Consider the following 17,182-nt stretch of genomic DNA (forward strand, 5'->3'; position numbering starts at 1 on the left):
ACACTCCCTACTTTAGCTTGGTTTTCGCAACTTCGGCAAGTGTGGGCGATAGAACGTTGAAGATTTTACGGTTGCAACGTTTTTCTGCAACCAACCTCATATCTTCAGTTTTCAAAGAGCAATCTGTACAAGTAAATGATAGCAAACATGTTGGCCTATGCCAACCGACATTCATCTCCCACCTAAAATTGGTGTTTCACACCTTCACATCTTTGAGGAAGGAGTCTTCTGTCGGAAAACGATAAATTTATGCTATAACAGCCTTGTGCACTTTTGTATTTACTGAACTATGGCTTGTTCTTCCTTCTTCATAGCTCTAATAGATTGAGCTACTTTAACCATCATAGAACATTCTATCCTCTTACGAAAGATTTTACAGCTGAACTCATGTGTTCCCTTAAGGGAACCCGTTGCATGTATTGTATTAGCTGGACAACCTCCACTACAGTAAAGCTGTGCCCAACATTCCTGACATTCCGGTTTTGAATAGCAATTACTCTCCTTAAATTGAGACTGTATCTCTGCTTTTGTAATGCCATCCCAAATATTCCCCATACTATATTCTTCTTCTCCAACAAATTGATGACAAGGAAATATCTCTCCCCATGGAGTAATAGCCAGGTATTCAGTCCCAGAACCGCAACCAGAAATTCTCTTTTGAACACATGGACCTTCTGAAAGGTCAAGCATGTAATGATAGAAAGTAAAACTGTTGCCTTTTTCCTCACGGTTTAGCATTTCTTTCGAGAGATTTTCATATTGATTGTAAATTTCCAAAAGGTCTTCTTCACTGAGCGCGTATGGTTCTCGTGGATCACAGATAACAGGCTCCATTGAGATTTTATTAAAACCTAAGTCGGCGATGTGATAAATATCATTGGTAAAATCAACGTTATTATGAGTATAGGTTCCACGTACATAGTATTCTTTATTTCCACGCTTCTCAACAAATTCCTGAAACTTTGGAACGATATGATTATAGCTACCCTTTCCATTGACAGTTTTACGAAGATAATCATGAACTTTTTTTCTCCCATCAAGGCTTAATACAACATTGTGCATTTCTTGATTCAAGAAGTCCGTAATTTCATCATTAAGCATCATACCATTTGTAGTAAAGGTAAAACGAAAAGTTTTTTTATACTCTTTTTCTTTATTTCTTGCATAGGCGACAATCTGTTTGACAGTCTTCCACGCCATAAGTGGCTCCCCACCAAAAAAATCAACATCGAGATTTCGATGATTACCTGAGTTCTCTAATAGAAAATCGATGGCTCTTTTTCCAATCTCATAACTCATGATGGCCCTATTTCCATTATATTTTCCCTGGCTAGCAAAGCAGTATTCACATGACAGATTACATGTATGCGCGACATTAAGGCAAAGAGCCTTCACATAAGTGGGACGATTTATCAAATCAATTGAAAGGTCCTTATAATCATCTTCGGTAAAAAGCTTTCCATCTCTTTTTAGTTCTTCAATATCTGCAATAGTTTCTCGAATTTCTTTCTCAGAAACATGGAAATCATATTTATTCTTTTCCTGCATCATTGACAGGATTTCGTCCATAGGAGTATTCTCATATAGCATAATTATTTCATAAGCAAGATCGTCAACAACATGTACCGACCCGCTATAAGTATCTAATACGATATTGTATCCATTTAATTTATATTGATGAATCATACTGGATAATCAAACTCCTTTTTCATAAAGATTGCCGCCTAGAAAAAATACAATTGCATACTATACTTCTTGTTTCCTATCTATTTATTGTATTTTCACACTTTTGATTTGCAACTCCACATGAGGTTTTACAAGCGGACTGACAAGATGTCTGACATGCACCACATCCACCATGTTTTATAGTATCTTGCAGTTTACAAGTGCTCAGTGTTATAATTCTTTTCATTACCTTTAACCTCCTTTTGAAATAATTTTGAAGAACTAAGGCATATACTTGTGAAGTAATTCACAAGTATATGCCTTAGTTCTTTAATTTTTGCGTATTAATTCTATTCATACTTTTAACAACACTTTAAAATATCACAAGAATATCAATAACAGTTGCATATCATAAAAGATAGATATAGACTACTGTTTGTTGTAATTATATATGCATCCAAAAACACGGTTCGGTACGTGACATTACAACATTTTTCCTATAAAAAAATATAGACGTTTATTATTTTTTGCTATAACTATAAAAAGTCAACCCCAATGGAATTGACCTTTTACAGACTGTGGCAACAGAAGGATGTCATAAAACTAGGATTTGATATTGTAGCATTTCACTTGTGAAAAGTATAACATGATTAAACAAGAATAGATGTGTCAATCCTTGGAACATTAGCTATAACTTGATTTTTTGAGTATATATAATATTTAATGGGCCTATAGAGTTCATCATACATCACTATTAATAATTAACGCTTTTTTAATAATAAAAAAGATGTCTAAAAAAATTCTATTTTATTAATAATCCCGTAGAAGTAACTTGATATGTTTTTTTCTTACCCACAAATTCCTGTTTACTATTCTCAAGATTAGTAAGTGTGGCGCGTGTCTTTTCCTTTTGTGCTTCTCCCTCTATATGAGTAAACTCAATATAATCCCCTACTTTGACTGAAACGGTTTGGCTTTCAGCAGCTTGTTGTCTATTTCCTACAATTTCTTTATTGTACAAAATATTGCCCGATAAGTTTTGAACTTTAATGCTTGCATACGTACTAGTAAAATAGGAATGAGGCATACCCGTTTCTATTTTAATCTGCATTTTTTCTGTAAGTTATAAGGAGATAAAAAACGTTATTTTTTTAACTTCAATTTTAAATAAAGCCACTTTATATAAAATTGAATTAACAATAATTTATCTTCTTTAATAAAAAATATAAGTGGATATTAACCAAACATCTTTTAAATATGGAATGTCTCTAAAAAAACGAATCTATTTTGAAAATAGATTCGTTTTTTTACGTATAATATAAATTTTCAAGTTCTTTTAATCGAATTTTTTATAAAAAGAAACGATACACCCCAAAAGAGAAGAATACTACTTGCTCAAACATGTATGTCGTGATAACCTTTATCTCTGATATTTCTCATTTATAGTTTGTTTAATCGACTATGTCTTTTAGAATACATAAAATATACTATTACCCCTATAAATAACCAAATACCGAAATAAACCCAAGTTTTTAAAGGTAGATTTACCATTAAGAATAAGCAACATGTTATTGAAATAATCGGTAAGATTGGTACCAGTGGTACCATAAAACCACGTTTTAAATTCGGATGTGTTTTACGAAGAATGATAACAGTTACGCCAACCATGGCAAATGTTAATAACGCTCCAATATTTGCTATATTCGACAATTCTTTTAAATCGATAAATCCAGCAATTAAAGCACTACCAATACCTGTTAACCAAGTTGAGAATACTGGTGCTTCTGTCTTCTTATTAATTTTCGCAAAAGATTTTGGTAATAAACCGTCACGGCTCATCGCGAAGAATACACGTGTTGTTGCATAAATGTAAGCGAAAATTACAGCCATAATACCAATTACAGCTCCAACTGCGATTACACCTGCCACTTTATCTTGTCCTACAACTTCTAATACGTAGGCCATAGCTTCTGGTACATCTAATTCCTTATAAGAAACCATACCTGTCATAACAAGACAAACTATAACATAAATAATTGTACAAATAACTAACGAAGCAATAATACCAATTGGTAAATCACGTTGTGGATTTTTCACTTCTTCAGCAGAAGTTGCTAACGCATCAAATCCTAAAAAAGCAAAGAATACTGCAGCTCCTCCGGAAAAGACTCCGCTTATACCGTACGGTGCAAATGGTATCCAGTTTTCTGGTTTTACGTAAAAAATACCAACTGAAATGAATAAAACAACAATACCAATTTTTATTAATACCATTACGTTATTCACTCGCTTACTTTCTTTCGTACCTTTTGATAATAACCAAGTTATTATCAATGTAATGATTACTGCTGGTAAGTTAACAATTCCACCTTGCGTTGGAATCGTTAACAGTGATTTGGGTATCTCAATCCCAAATCCACTTACTAGGTTGTGGAAATAGCCTGTCCATCCACCTGCTACCGCCGCAGTTGTAACTACATATACTGACAGTAAGGTCCATCCCATTAAATGGGCTACAAACTCACCAATCGTCGCATATGAATAGGTATATACGCTACCCGAGACTGGAAGGGTAGAAGCGATTTCTGCATAACATAGGGCAGCAAATCCGCAAACAATTGCTGCAATCATAAATGAAAAAATAACTGCTGGACCAGCATCTCTTGCTGCTACTAATCCAGTTAATACAAGTACTCCTGTACCAATTATCGCACCAATACCTAGCATGGTAAGGTCAAATGCGCCTAATGTTTTTGTCAAAGTCTTACTTTTACTATCTTCTAACAATTTCCTAACGGATTTTTTCCTAAATATGTTGGCCATAACACACGCCTCCATTTATTTAAAAGAGAGCTAAGATATCCACTCCTAGCTCCCCTTTAGTAAAATGATTCTATAATAAAAGATTCTTCAATCGTTATTTTACCTCGTTGGCAACAAAGAAATGCTCACATACACTTGAAATACGTTTCAAATCTACATTGCCGCCTGAAATAACCGCTACTACTTTTTTACCCTTTACATATTTATCAACTTTCCCTGCTAGAAGAGCGGCTGTGGCTAATGCTCCCGCACCTTCTACGACAGCTTTTCCGCGTTGCAGTAAGTCTTTCATCGCTACTTCTAATTCTTCTTCCGATACAGTTACAATATCATCTACTAGATCTTTTACAATTTCAAAAGTTAAATTTCCTGGTATTTTAACTGCGCAACCATCCGCTATTGTCGGTTCCTCATAATGTTCTACAATTTTCCCAGCATCATAAGAAGCTTTCATTCCATGAACATTATCTGCTTGAACCCCAATAATATTAATGGAAGGATTAAATGATTTCAGTGCAACAGCAATCCCTGAAATAATACCTCCCCCACCAATAGGTACAATGACAGTATCAACATCCCACATGTCATCCAGAATATCTAAACCAATTGTCCCTTGGCCAGCCATTACTTCTACATCATCATATGGATGTAGGTATGTTTCGCCTGTTTCTTTTATAATCTCTTCACATTTCGCTTTTGCATCATCAAACGTATCACCGTATAAAATAACTTCAGAACCATATCCTCTAGTCGCATCCACTTTAGCTTGCGGTGCGGAAGTTGGCATCACAATTTTGCTTTTGATTTTAAGTAAATGAGAAGATAATGCAACACCTTGTGCATGATTTCCAGCTGAACAAGCGATTACACCACGTTCTTTTTCTTCATTTGTTAGTTGGGAAATTTTATTAAATGCACCACGAAACTTGAATGAACCTGTTAACTGCATGTTTTCTAGCTTTAAATAAATTTCTCCACCGGTTTTACTGGTTAAATAGAAAGATTTAACCAAAGGTGTTTTTCGAGCATTTACATCAAGAACTTCTTTGGCTTTTTTAATGTCAGTGATATCTAACAAAACGTTTTTGGTAATCATACTAACACTTCTTTCAATTGTCTAAAGTCTAAATCTAGCGTCATACCTAAATTTTCGTAGGTAATAATACCTTTATATACATTTACACCAGATGCTAACGATGATTTTTTTTGAATTGCATTTTCTAATCCATCTTTAGCAATTGCTAATAAATACTCAATATTTCCATTTGCCAACGCCATAGTTGAAGTACGTGGGGTGGCACCAGGCATATTTGGTACTGCATAATGAATTACATCATGTTTAATAAATACGGGATTATCATGAGTTGTATAATGGTCAATTGTTTCTATTGTACCACCTTGATCTATTGCGATATCTACAATGACACTTCCTGGTTTCATAGATTGAACCATATACTCTTTAACAATTTTAGGAGGGCGAGATCCTGGTATTAAGATTGTTGAAATAAATAAGTCTGCCTCTTTAATCGTTCGCTCTAAATTTTCAGTATTAGATTCAATTATATCTACTTCTTCTGTTGCGTATTGTTTTCTTAAATATGCAATTCTTTCTTGATTGACCTCTAGAATTGTAACACTACATCCAATCCCAATTGCCATATCACAGGCATTAGTTGCAGCATTCCCTCCACCAAGAATTACAACTTTTCCAGCAGGGATTCCCTCAATACCTGATAATAAAATCCCTTCCCCTTGATGTTGTTTTTCTAAATAATAAGCTCCCATAAATACCGCGCGTCTTCCGGCAATTGCACTCATAGGTTTTAATAATGCTAAATTTCCATCCTCACTAATAGTTTCACCAGCAATCGCAGTAGTTCCAGCACTTCTCATTGCTTCCACACATTCTTTAGAAGCGGCAAGATGTAAAAATCCCCATACAATTAGATCCTTTTTAAAGTAATGGTATTCTGCAGGTAGTGGTTCTTTTACCTTTACTACCATATCAACATCCCATGCTTCGCCTTGAGTTACTATGCTTGCCCCTGCATTTATATATTCATCATTCGTATAACCTGAACCTAATCCAGCATCTTTTTGTACCAATAATTCATTTCCAGCTGCAACTAATTTTTGAACATTTTCTGGAGTCATCCCTACACGAGCTTCCCCTTTTTTTATCTCTTTCACTACACCAATTTTCATATCAACACATCCTTTTTTAGAGTGAGTTATAAATTAAATTGATTATTGTCAGATAAATACAAAATTCATAATATTCACCTTTACAATATTTTTACAATATAATTTAATTTATAACATTGGATTGCACCTACAAGATAACATTAATAAAAATAACAGGTCAATAATTTTGTGAAACATTTCACAAAATGTTTTATTTAGCTTATTTTCTATGTTTTATATCGAAAATATGATTGAATCCCTCAATGCTTTGTGATATTCTTCACAAGAATATATCTTCTCTTTTGAATTTCAATTCATTGTTTTTCTATATCAATATATTAAAATACCTCATCTATTTTTATTATTCATAAAAACGAAATCTCGTTTTTAAATCCATATTTCGGGTTAAATTAATGAATTTCTTTTAATGAATAATGCATTGAACTTTACTCACCTCAAATCATGTGAATATATTCACATGATTTGAGGTGAAATTAAAATCTATTTACCTATACATTTGATTTCTTTTTTATTTTGTAACTGAAATTTATTCAAATTCTCTAGGTGGTAAGGATGAGGGCGACTATTTGTATGGATACAGGATATACTATCAAATAATTTAACAAACTAGATACAGAATTCATAAGAGAATTTATATATTTTTGTAATTGGGAGTGATTATTTTGTCACAACAACAACTTAAAAAGGATATTGGTTTCTTTGCAGCATTAACCACAGTTATTGGTACCGTTATCGGCGCCGGAGTATTTTTCAAGCCCACTGCATTATATGGAGTAACAGGAACAGCGAGCCTAGGGTTACTTGCATGGGTAATTGGTGGTATCTTAACCGTTTGCGCAGGACTAACTGCTGCTGAACTATCTGCCGCTATTCCTGAAACGGGGGGAATGATGGCATATCTAAAGAGGACTTATGGAAACTTAACCGCTTTCTTGCTTGGCTGGGCACAAACTGTTATATACTTCCCTGCAAATATTGCAGCACTTGCTATTATTTTCGGGACACAAACGGTTAGTTTATTTGGCCTAAATGTTAATGAACACAAAATGCTAATTATTTTAATTGCAATTATCACCGCAACATTTGTAACTCTTATGAACTTTTTAGGAGCTAAAGCAGCTGGTGGAATCCAAATGGCTTCGACTATATGCAAATTGGTTCCATTAGCATTAATTATTATTTTTGGATTACTGCACAAAAGCGACGTTACTTTTCAGCTTTTCCCAATTGAGGCAGGGCCGAACAAATCTATGATATCTGCCCTTGGATCTGGTTTACTCGCAACAATGTTCGCCTATGATGGATGGATTCATGTAGGGAATATTGCTGGTGAAATGAAAAACCCTAAAAAAGACTTGCCTAAAGCAATCGTATTAGGATTATCAACAGTAATGGTTGTTTACTTATTAATTAATGTCGCGTTCCTAATGGTCATGTCTGCAGCATCGCTTGCGGGTACTGATACACCCGCTTCTCAAGTAGCTATAATTCTTTTTGGAGCTATGGGAGGAAAACTAGTTACCATTGGCATTTTAATTTCCGTGTTTGGAACGATTAATGGTTATATTATGACGGGAATGCGAATTCCTTATGCCATGGCTATTGAGAACAAACTACCATTTAGTAAATGGTTTGCTACATTATCTAAAAATAGTCGTGTCCCTTATAATTCTGGTCTATTTATGCTATTTATTTCAATTATTATGATGGCTGTCGGCGGATTCAATACTCTTACTGATATGTTGGTATTTGTAATATGGATATTCTACACAATGACATTCTTTGCTGTATTTATCTTACGAAAAAGAGAACCTGATCTTGTACGACCTTATAAAGTTCCATTGTATCCTTTTATACCATTAGTTGCTATTATTGGTGGATTGTTCATTGTTATTAATACCTTATTCACTCAACCTCTGTTAGCTTTATGTGGAATAGGTCTAACAGCACTCGGCCTCCCTATTTATTACACTATACGTAAAAAGGAACAATTTGATATAGAAAATCGTACTGAGTAGAAAAGGCTTTCTTAAAGATATGATACAGAAGTTAATGATTATATTACAATTAATAGTCTATTTGACTTATTTTCGCTTCTAAAAAATATAATCGTCTAACAAATAATAAACAAGGAGAACCCCTTTTGGGTTCTCCTTGTTTATTATTTGTTAGTGTCCTAGAATTCTTTTCCTTAAGTTAATTTACTCTTTATCCATTCTGCATTCCTACCTTTAGAAACCAATTTAATATATCCCTGTGAATTTAAAGCGTGTAGTGTTTTATTTATAGTACTTTCACTTATGTCTGGATGCATGTTTCGAATATTTTCTTTAGTAAAAGGATGATTTTGTTTGTCTATGTATTTCTCAATTCTTTTTCTTTTAGTATGAGTGCTTATACAATTGTTTATTAAATTATTTAATTCTTCATATGCATCTAAAACAATATCTAAAAAAATTTTCATCCAGAAAACTACATTATGATCTCCTTGATGCCAGTTAGCTGCAGATTTATACAGAGCATCATAATAATCTGATTCATATTTTTTAAAATATTTCTCTATACATGTATATTTTACAAATGTATATCCACTTTCAATTAATAACCATTGAATTAATATTTTTGCTAACTTGCCATTCCCTTTATTAAATGGGTAAATACATAGGAAATTTAATATAAATTGAGGAATCAGTAGGAGCGGATGAAAATTCCCTTTAGCCCTTAATGTATTATATTGTTCGCATAGCTGATACAAATATTGCGGAACCATATCATATAAAACAACTGTACGTAGTTTGGATTGATTATTTAACATTGGAATACATGATAAAACAAGTTCGTTTTTTCTCCAATTACCACTTTCAGACGTTGAATAATTCAGTAATTGGAAATGCAGTTCTTGAATTGTTTGTGGTTTAATAGGCAGTTTGTGATTTTCTTTTTGCACAAGTTCTAATGTTTTGTAATAACAAAATAAAGCGTCCTCTTCTAATGTTTGAGGGCTAACACGATTAGAAACAAATTTTTTCAACTGTTTTTTTGAGAATGTCAACTTGTCATATATATTAGGAAAAGTTTTAATATATTGTAGAGATATACTCTTTTCCAAAAGATCAAAGATCTCTGGTTTTTGAGTTTGATATGCTGATATTGCTCCTTTATATTCACTGATTTTACTTATAATATTTATTAGTTCCCTTTTAAATTCTAAATTTGTATATTTTTCTTCAAAGAAATTTCTCATCTCGTTCCCTCCTTTCCCTAAGGTTTATTGCCAACTTTGTATGCTCCATTATCCCCCTAATTTTCACATTCCCTACTGTTTACTTATTGTTTTATAAATGTTCATTAAGGATGTAATTAAACGATAGCCAGATGCAAACATGGATCGCTCTCTTCTTATTAATGTATGTAGTTTATTGGATTGTTAATTAATAAATAAAAAGGCACTTCCTTAAATTATTAAAAAAGTGCTTTTTATTTAATCAAATATGTCTGTATTTAGTTACTTAAAGGAAACTATGCACAAAAGGTATCAACCTTTTGTGAAAATCATAACATATTAAGCTATAAATAATTACGTCGATTCTAAAAACGCTCAATCTTGATATGTTATGAATTAATGTCGTACATAATCTTAGTTACTTTCAGAGTATGTTAGATTATGTACATTTAAACTGTTGCTAAGTATTTATATATTCGACATAATTTTATACGACAAATTCACTTTATAGTATTGGAGACATGGTTTCTTTTAATGTATGCACAGAATGATTAAAGTTAAACTTTTCTTCTTCATTTAACTCAATTTCTATAATTTCTCGAATACCTTGACGATTTATAACAGCAGGAACTCCTATATACACGTCATTATGACCATATTCATTTTCAAGGTATGCAGATACTGTTAACACACTATTTTCATGATGTAGAATCGCCTTTGTTATACGTAATAAAGACATTCCAATTCCATAACAGGTCGCTCCCTTACGTTCAATTATATGATAGGCAGCATCACGTGAACGAACAAAAATTTCGTCTAAGTCATTTTGATTATACTGACTTTTATTTTCTAAAATGGTTTGTAGCTTTTGAACGCCAACTGAAACATGACTCCAAACCGGAAGCTCTGTATCACCATGTTCACCAATTATATAAGCATGAATATTATGAGGATCAATCTCAAAATATTCCCCTAACATGTAACGGAAACGTGCAGAATCAAGTGTTGTACCTGAACCAATTACGCGCTCTTTCGGCAGACCAGACTCTTTCCAAGTCACATATGTTAAAATGTCCACTGGATTTGTTGCAATTAAGAAAATACCATCGAATCCGCTTGACATGACATTTCGAATAATTTCTTTAAAAATCTTAGTGTTTTTTTCGACTAAGTCTAAACGTGTTTCACCTGGTCTCTGTGGCAATCCAGCTGTTATTACAACAATTTGCGCATCTTTACAGTCCTCACAGCTACCCTTCCATACTTTTGTTGGTGATGGTGAAAAAGGAATTGCATGACTTAAATCCATTGCTTCTCCTTCAGCTCTTGCTTCATTTACATCCACAAGAACGAATTCTTCTGCCAGGCCCTGATTAATCATACAATATGCATAACTACATCCTACGGCCCCTGTACCAATTAAAACTACACGATTAATATTTTTATTCATTTATAGATCCCTCACTATTTATGTTATGTTTTTGTGCATTGTTGTTATTCTAATAAAAAGAGATTTAATTGATTTTGAATAAACAAATAATGAACTCGAAATACATTAATGTTCAATGCCAAATAGTTAAACTAATATTCGTTTATATACGTCTCTTTAGTAAGTATTACTCCAAAATTTTTCTTATTTGACTCTAAAAAACATTATGTATAGCTTCACTGATATTCTGTGAATATAAAAGAAAAAATAATAAGATAGATTTTTAATTACACTTTCATCAAATAAAATTCTGTAAAAAGATTTAGTTAATACATCTAGTTAAATAAAGTTGTTAACGCTTACATTTTAAATATCCATTAACTGACCATCATTTCTCATATTGACATTCATCCTTATATTATCTTCATTCAAATCTGATTACTGCAAATTTAAATTTTTATACCTATTTTATCAATAGTTTTCCAAAAACGCTTCTCTATCCTGAACGAATTTTTAATATTTTTTTGAAATTAACCTCCTAGTAAACCTCCTAATATAATTTTTATAGGTTGCTGTAATAGATTCAACATGTGACCTTGCATTTTATATTAACAAATTTACAGCACATAAATTGTGAATGTTTTTCGTATATTTACCATCCCTTATACGTCTAACAAAAATAAACAATATATTTTATAAAAGAAAAAATACAATTAAAAACGTATTATATCCGTATTTCTCGCCTATTAATTCAATTGATATAAAAATAAAAGTGTTATTTTTATACGGAAATGATTATATTAGTAGCTTAAAGTTTTATTTGTGTTTGTAATGGAATATTTTCTTCAAATTGAGATTCCACTAAATCTTCCACCTCTTCAGGAATAGTGCAATTTTTTGTTATATAATGATATACCATACCAACGAATACAGATCCACCAATAATATTTCCAATTGTAACTGGAATCAAATTATAAATAGCCCCACTAAAAGAAATTGTATTGGGATGTGGCGAAACTAGAGAGATGGCAAATAGCGATAAATTTGCAATGCTATGTTCATATCCGGATAAAAAGAATGTAAAAACTAATAACATCATAACAATGATTTTTGATGTATCCCCTTTTACTTGAGAAGGAAGAAAGCATGCTAGACAAACGAGCCAATTACATAAAATAGCTTTGAAAAATAACTGTATTGTCGGAGTATTCATTTTCACTTCCACAACATTATTTAGCAAGTGTTCATATTCAATTTGATCAAAAATACCAGTACCATAAAATAATAATGCAAAAAATATTGCACCTATCAGATTACCTAAAAAACAGGCACCCCAATTTCGAAAAGTATCTAGGATTGTTGTTTTTTTTCGTAAAGTCGAGATTGTAAAATACATTGTATTCCCAGTAAATAATTCCGCCCCACCATATATTATTAATATAAGTGCAATTCCAAAAAACAAAGAAGCAATTAGATATGTTGCAGGTGAATTTACAACATGAAAAAAATCTCCTAATTTAAAACATAATACTATAATAAATCCAATATAGATGCCGGCTAGTACCGCGCGTACAAAATATTGTATTGGGTTTATATCTAATATTTGTTTCTTCTTTTGTGCAAGTTTTATAGCATCAGCTATTCCTTGTTCTAACATAAAATTATACACTCCTTTAGTTCCTGCTTATTTTAAATTATCCTAAGAATAAACTACTTGTTTCAATATTTACTTTCAAGGATTTGTTCAACAGTTCACAAAACAAACACAATATTTTTACAAAATAATCCAAATATTGTGTAGTGATATCTGCTATATAAGCTAAAGCCTAGAGGGGACATACTACACGAATAATACATATTCAATGCAGAGTTAAAGAATAAGAAATTCTGTATAACAAGTCTTAATTTATTATGGTTAGGAAAGTACTTCACCCTAACTTTTACTGACTTGCAAAGTAATTATGATTCATTGAGAAGTCAATTACATATATACATAGAAAGACCTACTATGATAGGTTACACTGTGTTTGTATACGTTACTCTTTAAAAATTGAAGAAAAACTTTTATCAACTACCATATTCAACATTTTTATCCGAAATATCTTAGTAAAATAAAAAATCTTGTCTCTAACCTATGAGTTTAATGAAACATCTTTGTTTCTCAATACCCGCTCCAAAATAAATTGTGACATATTTTAAAATACACTATATATCAAGCACTCTTTTTTAAAAATTGTTATAATATGAACGGGAATTCTTGCTCAATACTTCACAATACAAAAGGAGAATTTGATATGAAAAAACGAAAACGCTTAGTCATAATCGGTAATAGTGTATCTAGTTTACGCTGTATTGAACAAATTTTAATACACAACCCTAATATGTATAACATTTCTATTTTCAGTGATGAACTCTATCCTCTCTACAATCAGATAAACACTATTTCATTAAACTTAAATATAAAAAATAGAATGCTGAAGAAATATAATTGGTACAAACAACATAATATTAAGCTTTTCACAAGCGAAAAGGTAATAGAAATTGATCGTGAGGACGAGGTCATTGTTACAGATAAACGACGTATTGTTTTCTACGATAAACTCATCATTGCAACAGGCTCTACTGCTTTTATTTTTCCTGTTAAAGGACTGCAATTATTTGGAGTAAATAAACTTAAAACAACTGAAGAAATCCAATTTCTATTAAGTACTAAGAAGCATTCCAAAAAAGCTATTATTATTGGCAATGGCATGCTCGGTCTAAAAATTGCACAAAAATTACTTGATTTAGGAATAGACGTCCACGTTGTTCATTTCATTTCACACTTAATGGCAAATCAAGATATCCTGGATTGTTCATTACTACGTAACAAGCTAAAAGCAAAAGGGATTCAATTTTTCATGGAAAAAAACACGGTTAAAATCCTAGGTACAGAATACGCAGAGGGGATTCAATTCGAAGATGGCACTATTATTAAATACGATTTAATTGTAATACCTATTGGTAGGCGACCTAATACACATTTAGCAGAAAAGGCTGGTTTACATGTTAACCGTGGCATAGTTGTTAATAAGTATATGCAAACAAATGATAAATTAATTTATGCAGTTGGTGAATGCACTGAACACAATGGTATTACATTAGGATTCCCAGCCCCCCTCCATACACAAGCTGCTGTATTAGCCGAGCATATAACAAATGTACAAACAAATACTCTTTTTGCATAATTTCTTAGTTAATTAAAACTAATTCATTATAATTTATACCTATAAAAAAACTCTTCTTAATAATTATTTAAGAAGAGTTTTAATCCTTTGTAAACGTATTAAAGACAACACTTCAATATTGACATATTTGCAATCCTATTACGTACTAAACTAAAATGTCAATTTAAATAAGGAGACATACTAAAATGCAACGACACAAAAATATATATATTTTAATCATTTTCTGCATCGTATTATGTATAATAACCCTAGTCCATAAAGGTGAAAATAATAGCGCTAAAAATACAACATATGGGATGGATAAACTTGTTGAACTCGATAAAAAAAATTCATATTCTAAAGAGAATAATCCTTTAGAAGTCCCTTTAATTCTACAAAATCCAGAATTAGAACGTGGATGCGAAGTTACAAGTTTAGCAATGCTTTTTAATTTTAATGGTCTATCCGTTGATAAATTAGAATTAGCTAAAAATATTAAATATGTCCCTTTTCAAAACAATGGATTAATGGGAAATATGGACGAAGGATTTGTTGGAGATATGTATGACATAGATATGCCTGGTTTAGGTGTGCATATTAAGCCGATTTTAGAGTTAGCTAAATTATACATATCAGAGAATTGTATTATAGATTTAACTGGAAGTAATCCCGGAAATTTATATAAAGCAATTGATAAAGAACACCCTGTTTGGATTTTAACAAACGCAAGCTTCCGCAAACTGCCTGATTATGAGTTTCGTACTTGGAAAACAAATACGGGTGAGAGGCAGGTTACATACCGTCAACATAGTGTTTTATTAACTGGTTACACCGAGCAATATGTATACATTAATGATCCATTAGATACTGAAAAAAATAAAAGAATTGATAAGAAAGATTTTGAGGAAGCATGGGTTCAATTAGGCAGACAAGCCCTAACCATCATTCCTTAACCACCAAGTTACATGATGTGATAGACTTAAAATCACCAATATTTATTATATAATTATTATACAATAATACCCAATTGATACAAGGATTAATAACATTATAATTATATATTCTATAAAAAGGACACACCTATACCATTGGAATGGTACGTAAGGTGTGCCCTTCACGTTAATCAAAATTATAAGCTAAAATAATTTTAAATTTATTATTTAGATTCGATTTGTAATTCACCATAGGTTGGTAACACATATCCCCTTTTTGTGAGTTCCTTATATACAATTATTATAAGAGTTTATACAATTAAAATACTTACTAATTGTAATAACTCCACTTTCATATTCTGAGAAAAGAATCTTTTGTCAGAAACTGATAAGTCTTCTAATAGCTAACTGATTTTTTATTATTATTTTCTTATTTCCAACGGAGGCCATGAGTCCTAAACTTTCAAATTTATTCAGTTTCCGACTAATAGTCTCTCTTGTTACCCCCGCATAATTTGCCAATTCCTCTCGTGTCAATGGCAAGTTAATAAGAATTCCATCCTCAGTACTTTTACCATATTTGTCACAAAACTCCAATAGTATGTGAGCGATTCTAACTTCAGGATTGTTTGTCGCTAAATTTTGCACTAAATTCTCTACCTTAGCTAAACGTTTTGTGACAATTTTTAATAACTTCAATACAATACTTGGATTCCGTTCCATTATATAATCCATATTTTCTTTTTTTAGCATACAGATATGAGTATCTTCTATAGCATATGCACTAAAATTACTCTTTTCATCATAATTAAATACATTTAATTCACAAAAGGATTCACCACTTGATAAAATATGCAATATTTGCTCTTTCCCTTGAAGAGTTAATGTAGATAACTTTACTTGTCCACTATTAATAATAAATAAGGTATCTGATTTATCTCCCTCAAGAATTAACGGCTGGCCTTTCTTAAACTTCTTATGTTTTGTCATTGACGCTATATTACTAATTTCCTCTTCGGAAAGGGTCTTAAAAATTAGTACTTTTCTTGGGCAAAGCTCCCTTGAATTTTTATGATCATAATGCTTGGCCATATTTTCTCACCTAACTTTAAATATAGAATAAAAAATATATTGGTACGCAAGGTCATTATAGACCTTTTTATCATTTTAGCCAAGAAGACTCCTTCCTCAAGGAACGCGAAGTGAGTAGGTGGGAGATGAATTGGCTTCGGACAAGAGATGGCAGGAAGCCATCTTAATTGTTCGATATACATAAAGTGTTACTTCACTATCTATCGAATGTACGTTTGTTGTATAATAGACACATGCTGAAATGGAGGTGAAATGAATGATGATTAATAAAGCATATAAATTTCGTATCTATCCAAATAAAACACAAGCAAACCTAATTAATAAAACGATTGGCTGTTCTCGTTTTGTATTCAATCATTTCCTATCTCTATGGGATAACGTATACAAAGAGACGGGGAAAGGTTTGACATATGGTACATGCTCTGCCAAACTTCCTGCCATGAAGAAAGAGTTTGTTTGGCTCCAAGAAGTAGATAGTATTGCGATTCAGTCGTCTGTTCGCAACCTTGCGGATGCTTATACACGCTTTTTCAAAAAACAAACGAGTGCCCCGCGTTTCAAATCTAAGAAAAACAACGTACAATCTTACACCACAAAACAAACAAAT

The 17,182-nt window shown here is 32.0% G+C and carries 13 protein-coding genes and 1 pseudogene; 4 read left to right on the top strand and 10 right to left on the bottom strand.

Annotation, left to right across the window (positions count from 1 at the left end; genetic code table 11):
* Nucleotides 1-279: 279 nt before the first annotated feature.
* The 6 genes and pseudogenes from scfB to ald form a co-directional block, all read right to left on the bottom strand.
* Entirely contained in the window at nt 280-1,686 is a 1,407-nt protein-coding gene (scfB, locus tag BM089_RS29120) for a thioether cross-link-forming SCIFF peptide maturase (RefSeq protein WP_061530679.1), read from the bottom strand.
* Between the two features lie 76 nt (nt 1,687-1,762).
* Nucleotides 1,763-1,912, bottom strand: a complete 150-nt coding sequence (scfA, locus tag BM089_RS29125) for a six-cysteine ranthipeptide SCIFF (RefSeq protein WP_000821352.1) — start codon at nt 1,910-1,912, stop codon at nt 1,763-1,765.
* A 555-nt stretch (nt 1,913-2,467) separates the two neighbouring features.
* Nucleotides 2,468-2,785 (bottom strand): annotated as a pseudogene (locus BM089_RS29130) (putative mucin/carbohydrate-binding domain-containing protein); the annotation flags it as partial.
* Between the two features lie 320 nt (nt 2,786-3,105).
* A complete protein-coding gene (locus BM089_RS29135; protein ID WP_090978945.1) occupies nt 3,106-4,488 on the bottom strand; it encodes an amino acid permease in 1,383 nt (460 codons plus the stop codon).
* A 94-nt stretch (nt 4,489-4,582) separates the two neighbouring features.
* Entirely contained in the window at nt 4,583-5,584 is a 1,002-nt protein-coding gene (tdcB, locus tag BM089_RS29140) for a bifunctional threonine ammonia-lyase/L-serine ammonia-lyase TdcB (protein ID WP_090978948.1), read from the bottom strand.
* Nucleotides 5,581-6,693, bottom strand: a complete 1,113-nt coding sequence (gene ald, locus BM089_RS29145; RefSeq protein ID WP_090978951.1) for an alanine dehydrogenase — start codon at nt 6,691-6,693, stop codon at nt 5,581-5,583. The genes tdcB and ald overlap by 4 nt, the downstream gene beginning before the upstream one ends.
* 662 nt (nt 6,694-7,355) lie before the next feature.
* Between ald and BM089_RS29150 the strand changes: the two genes are divergently transcribed.
* On the top strand, nt 7,356-8,711 hold the full coding sequence (locus BM089_RS29150) for an APC family permease (RefSeq protein ID WP_090978954.1): 1,356 nt from the start codon (nt 7,356-7,358) through the stop codon (nt 8,709-8,711).
* Nucleotides 8,712-8,884: 173 nt separating this feature from the next.
* Here BM089_RS29150 and BM089_RS29155 read toward each other — a convergent pair whose 3' ends face one another.
* The 3 genes from BM089_RS29155 to BM089_RS29165 form a co-directional block, all read right to left on the bottom strand.
* Complete coding sequence (locus tag BM089_RS29155) at nt 8,885-9,937, bottom strand: Fic family protein (RefSeq protein ID WP_090978956.1); 1,053 nt, start codon at nt 9,935-9,937, stop codon at nt 8,885-8,887.
* A gap of 484 nt (nt 9,938-10,421) precedes the next feature.
* A complete protein-coding gene (locus BM089_RS29160; RefSeq protein ID WP_061529978.1) occupies nt 10,422-11,366 on the bottom strand; it encodes an L-lactate dehydrogenase in 945 nt (314 codons plus the stop codon).
* A 787-nt stretch (nt 11,367-12,153) separates the two neighbouring features.
* Entirely contained in the window at nt 12,154-13,002 is an 849-nt protein-coding gene (locus BM089_RS29165) for a formate/nitrite transporter family protein (RefSeq protein ID WP_090978959.1), read from the bottom strand.
* Between the two features lie 637 nt (nt 13,003-13,639).
* Here BM089_RS29165 and BM089_RS29170 point away from each other — a divergent pair.
* Nucleotides 13,640-14,572, top strand: coding sequence for an FAD-dependent oxidoreductase (locus BM089_RS29170; protein ID WP_090978961.1), 933 nt, complete (start codon nt 13,640-13,642; stop codon nt 14,570-14,572).
* A gap of 185 nt (nt 14,573-14,757) precedes the next feature.
* Entirely contained in the window at nt 14,758-15,504 is a 747-nt protein-coding gene (locus BM089_RS29175; RefSeq protein WP_090978964.1) for a C39 family peptidase, read from the top strand.
* Between the two features lie 357 nt (nt 15,505-15,861).
* Here the strand turns inward: BM089_RS29175 and BM089_RS29180 are convergent, their stop codons facing one another.
* Nucleotides 15,862-16,575: a Crp/Fnr family transcriptional regulator gene (locus BM089_RS29180; RefSeq protein ID WP_001062227.1), complete on the bottom strand. Its 714-nt coding sequence runs from the start codon at nt 16,573-16,575 to the stop codon at nt 15,862-15,864.
* A 256-nt stretch (nt 16,576-16,831) separates the two neighbouring features.
* Here BM089_RS29180 and BM089_RS29185 point away from each other — a divergent pair.
* Nucleotides 16,832-17,182 (top strand): helix-turn-helix domain-containing protein (locus BM089_RS29185; protein WP_139213358.1); only part of this gene is annotated, 351 nt, incomplete at its 3' end.

The sequence above is a fragment of the Bacillus sp. 5mfcol3.1 genome, assembly GCF_900114335.1.
Taxonomy (GTDB): domain Bacteria; phylum Bacillota; class Bacilli; order Bacillales; family Bacillaceae_G; genus Bacillus_A; species Bacillus_A thuringiensis_S.

Coding starts and splice junctions, on each gene's coding strand:
- scfA (WP_000821352.1), bottom strand. CDS start 1,912: ATGAAAAGAATTATAACACTGAGCACTTGTAAACTGCAAGATACTATA.
- BM089_RS29160 (WP_061529978.1), bottom strand. CDS start 11,366: ATGAATAAAAATATTAATCGTGTAGTTTTAATTGGTACAGGGGCCGTA.
- BM089_RS29135 (WP_090978945.1), bottom strand. CDS start 4,488: ATGGCCAACATATTTAGGAAAAAATCCGTTAGGAAATTGTTAGAAGAT.
- BM089_RS29180 (WP_001062227.1), bottom strand. CDS start 16,575: ATGGCCAAGCATTATGATCATAAAAATTCAAGGGAGCTTTGCCCAAGA.
- tdcB (WP_090978948.1), bottom strand. CDS start 5,584: ATGATTACCAAAAACGTTTTGTTAGATATCACTGACATTAAAAAAGCC.
- BM089_RS29175 (WP_090978964.1), top strand. CDS start 14,758: ATGCAACGACACAAAAATATATATATTTTAATCATTTTCTGCATCGTA.
- BM089_RS29165 (WP_090978959.1), bottom strand. CDS start 13,002: ATGTTAGAACAAGGAATAGCTGATGCTATAAAACTTGCACAAAAGAAG.
- scfB (WP_061530679.1), bottom strand. CDS start 1,686: ATGATTCATCAATATAAATTAAATGGATACAATATCGTATTAGATACT.
- BM089_RS29155 (WP_090978956.1), bottom strand. CDS start 9,937: ATGAGAAATTTCTTTGAAGAAAAATATACAAATTTAGAATTTAAAAGG.
- ald (WP_090978951.1), bottom strand. CDS start 6,693: ATGAAAATTGGTGTAGTGAAAGAGATAAAAAAAGGGGAAGCTCGTGTA.
- BM089_RS29170 (WP_090978961.1), top strand. CDS start 13,640: ATGAAAAAACGAAAACGCTTAGTCATAATCGGTAATAGTGTATCTAGT.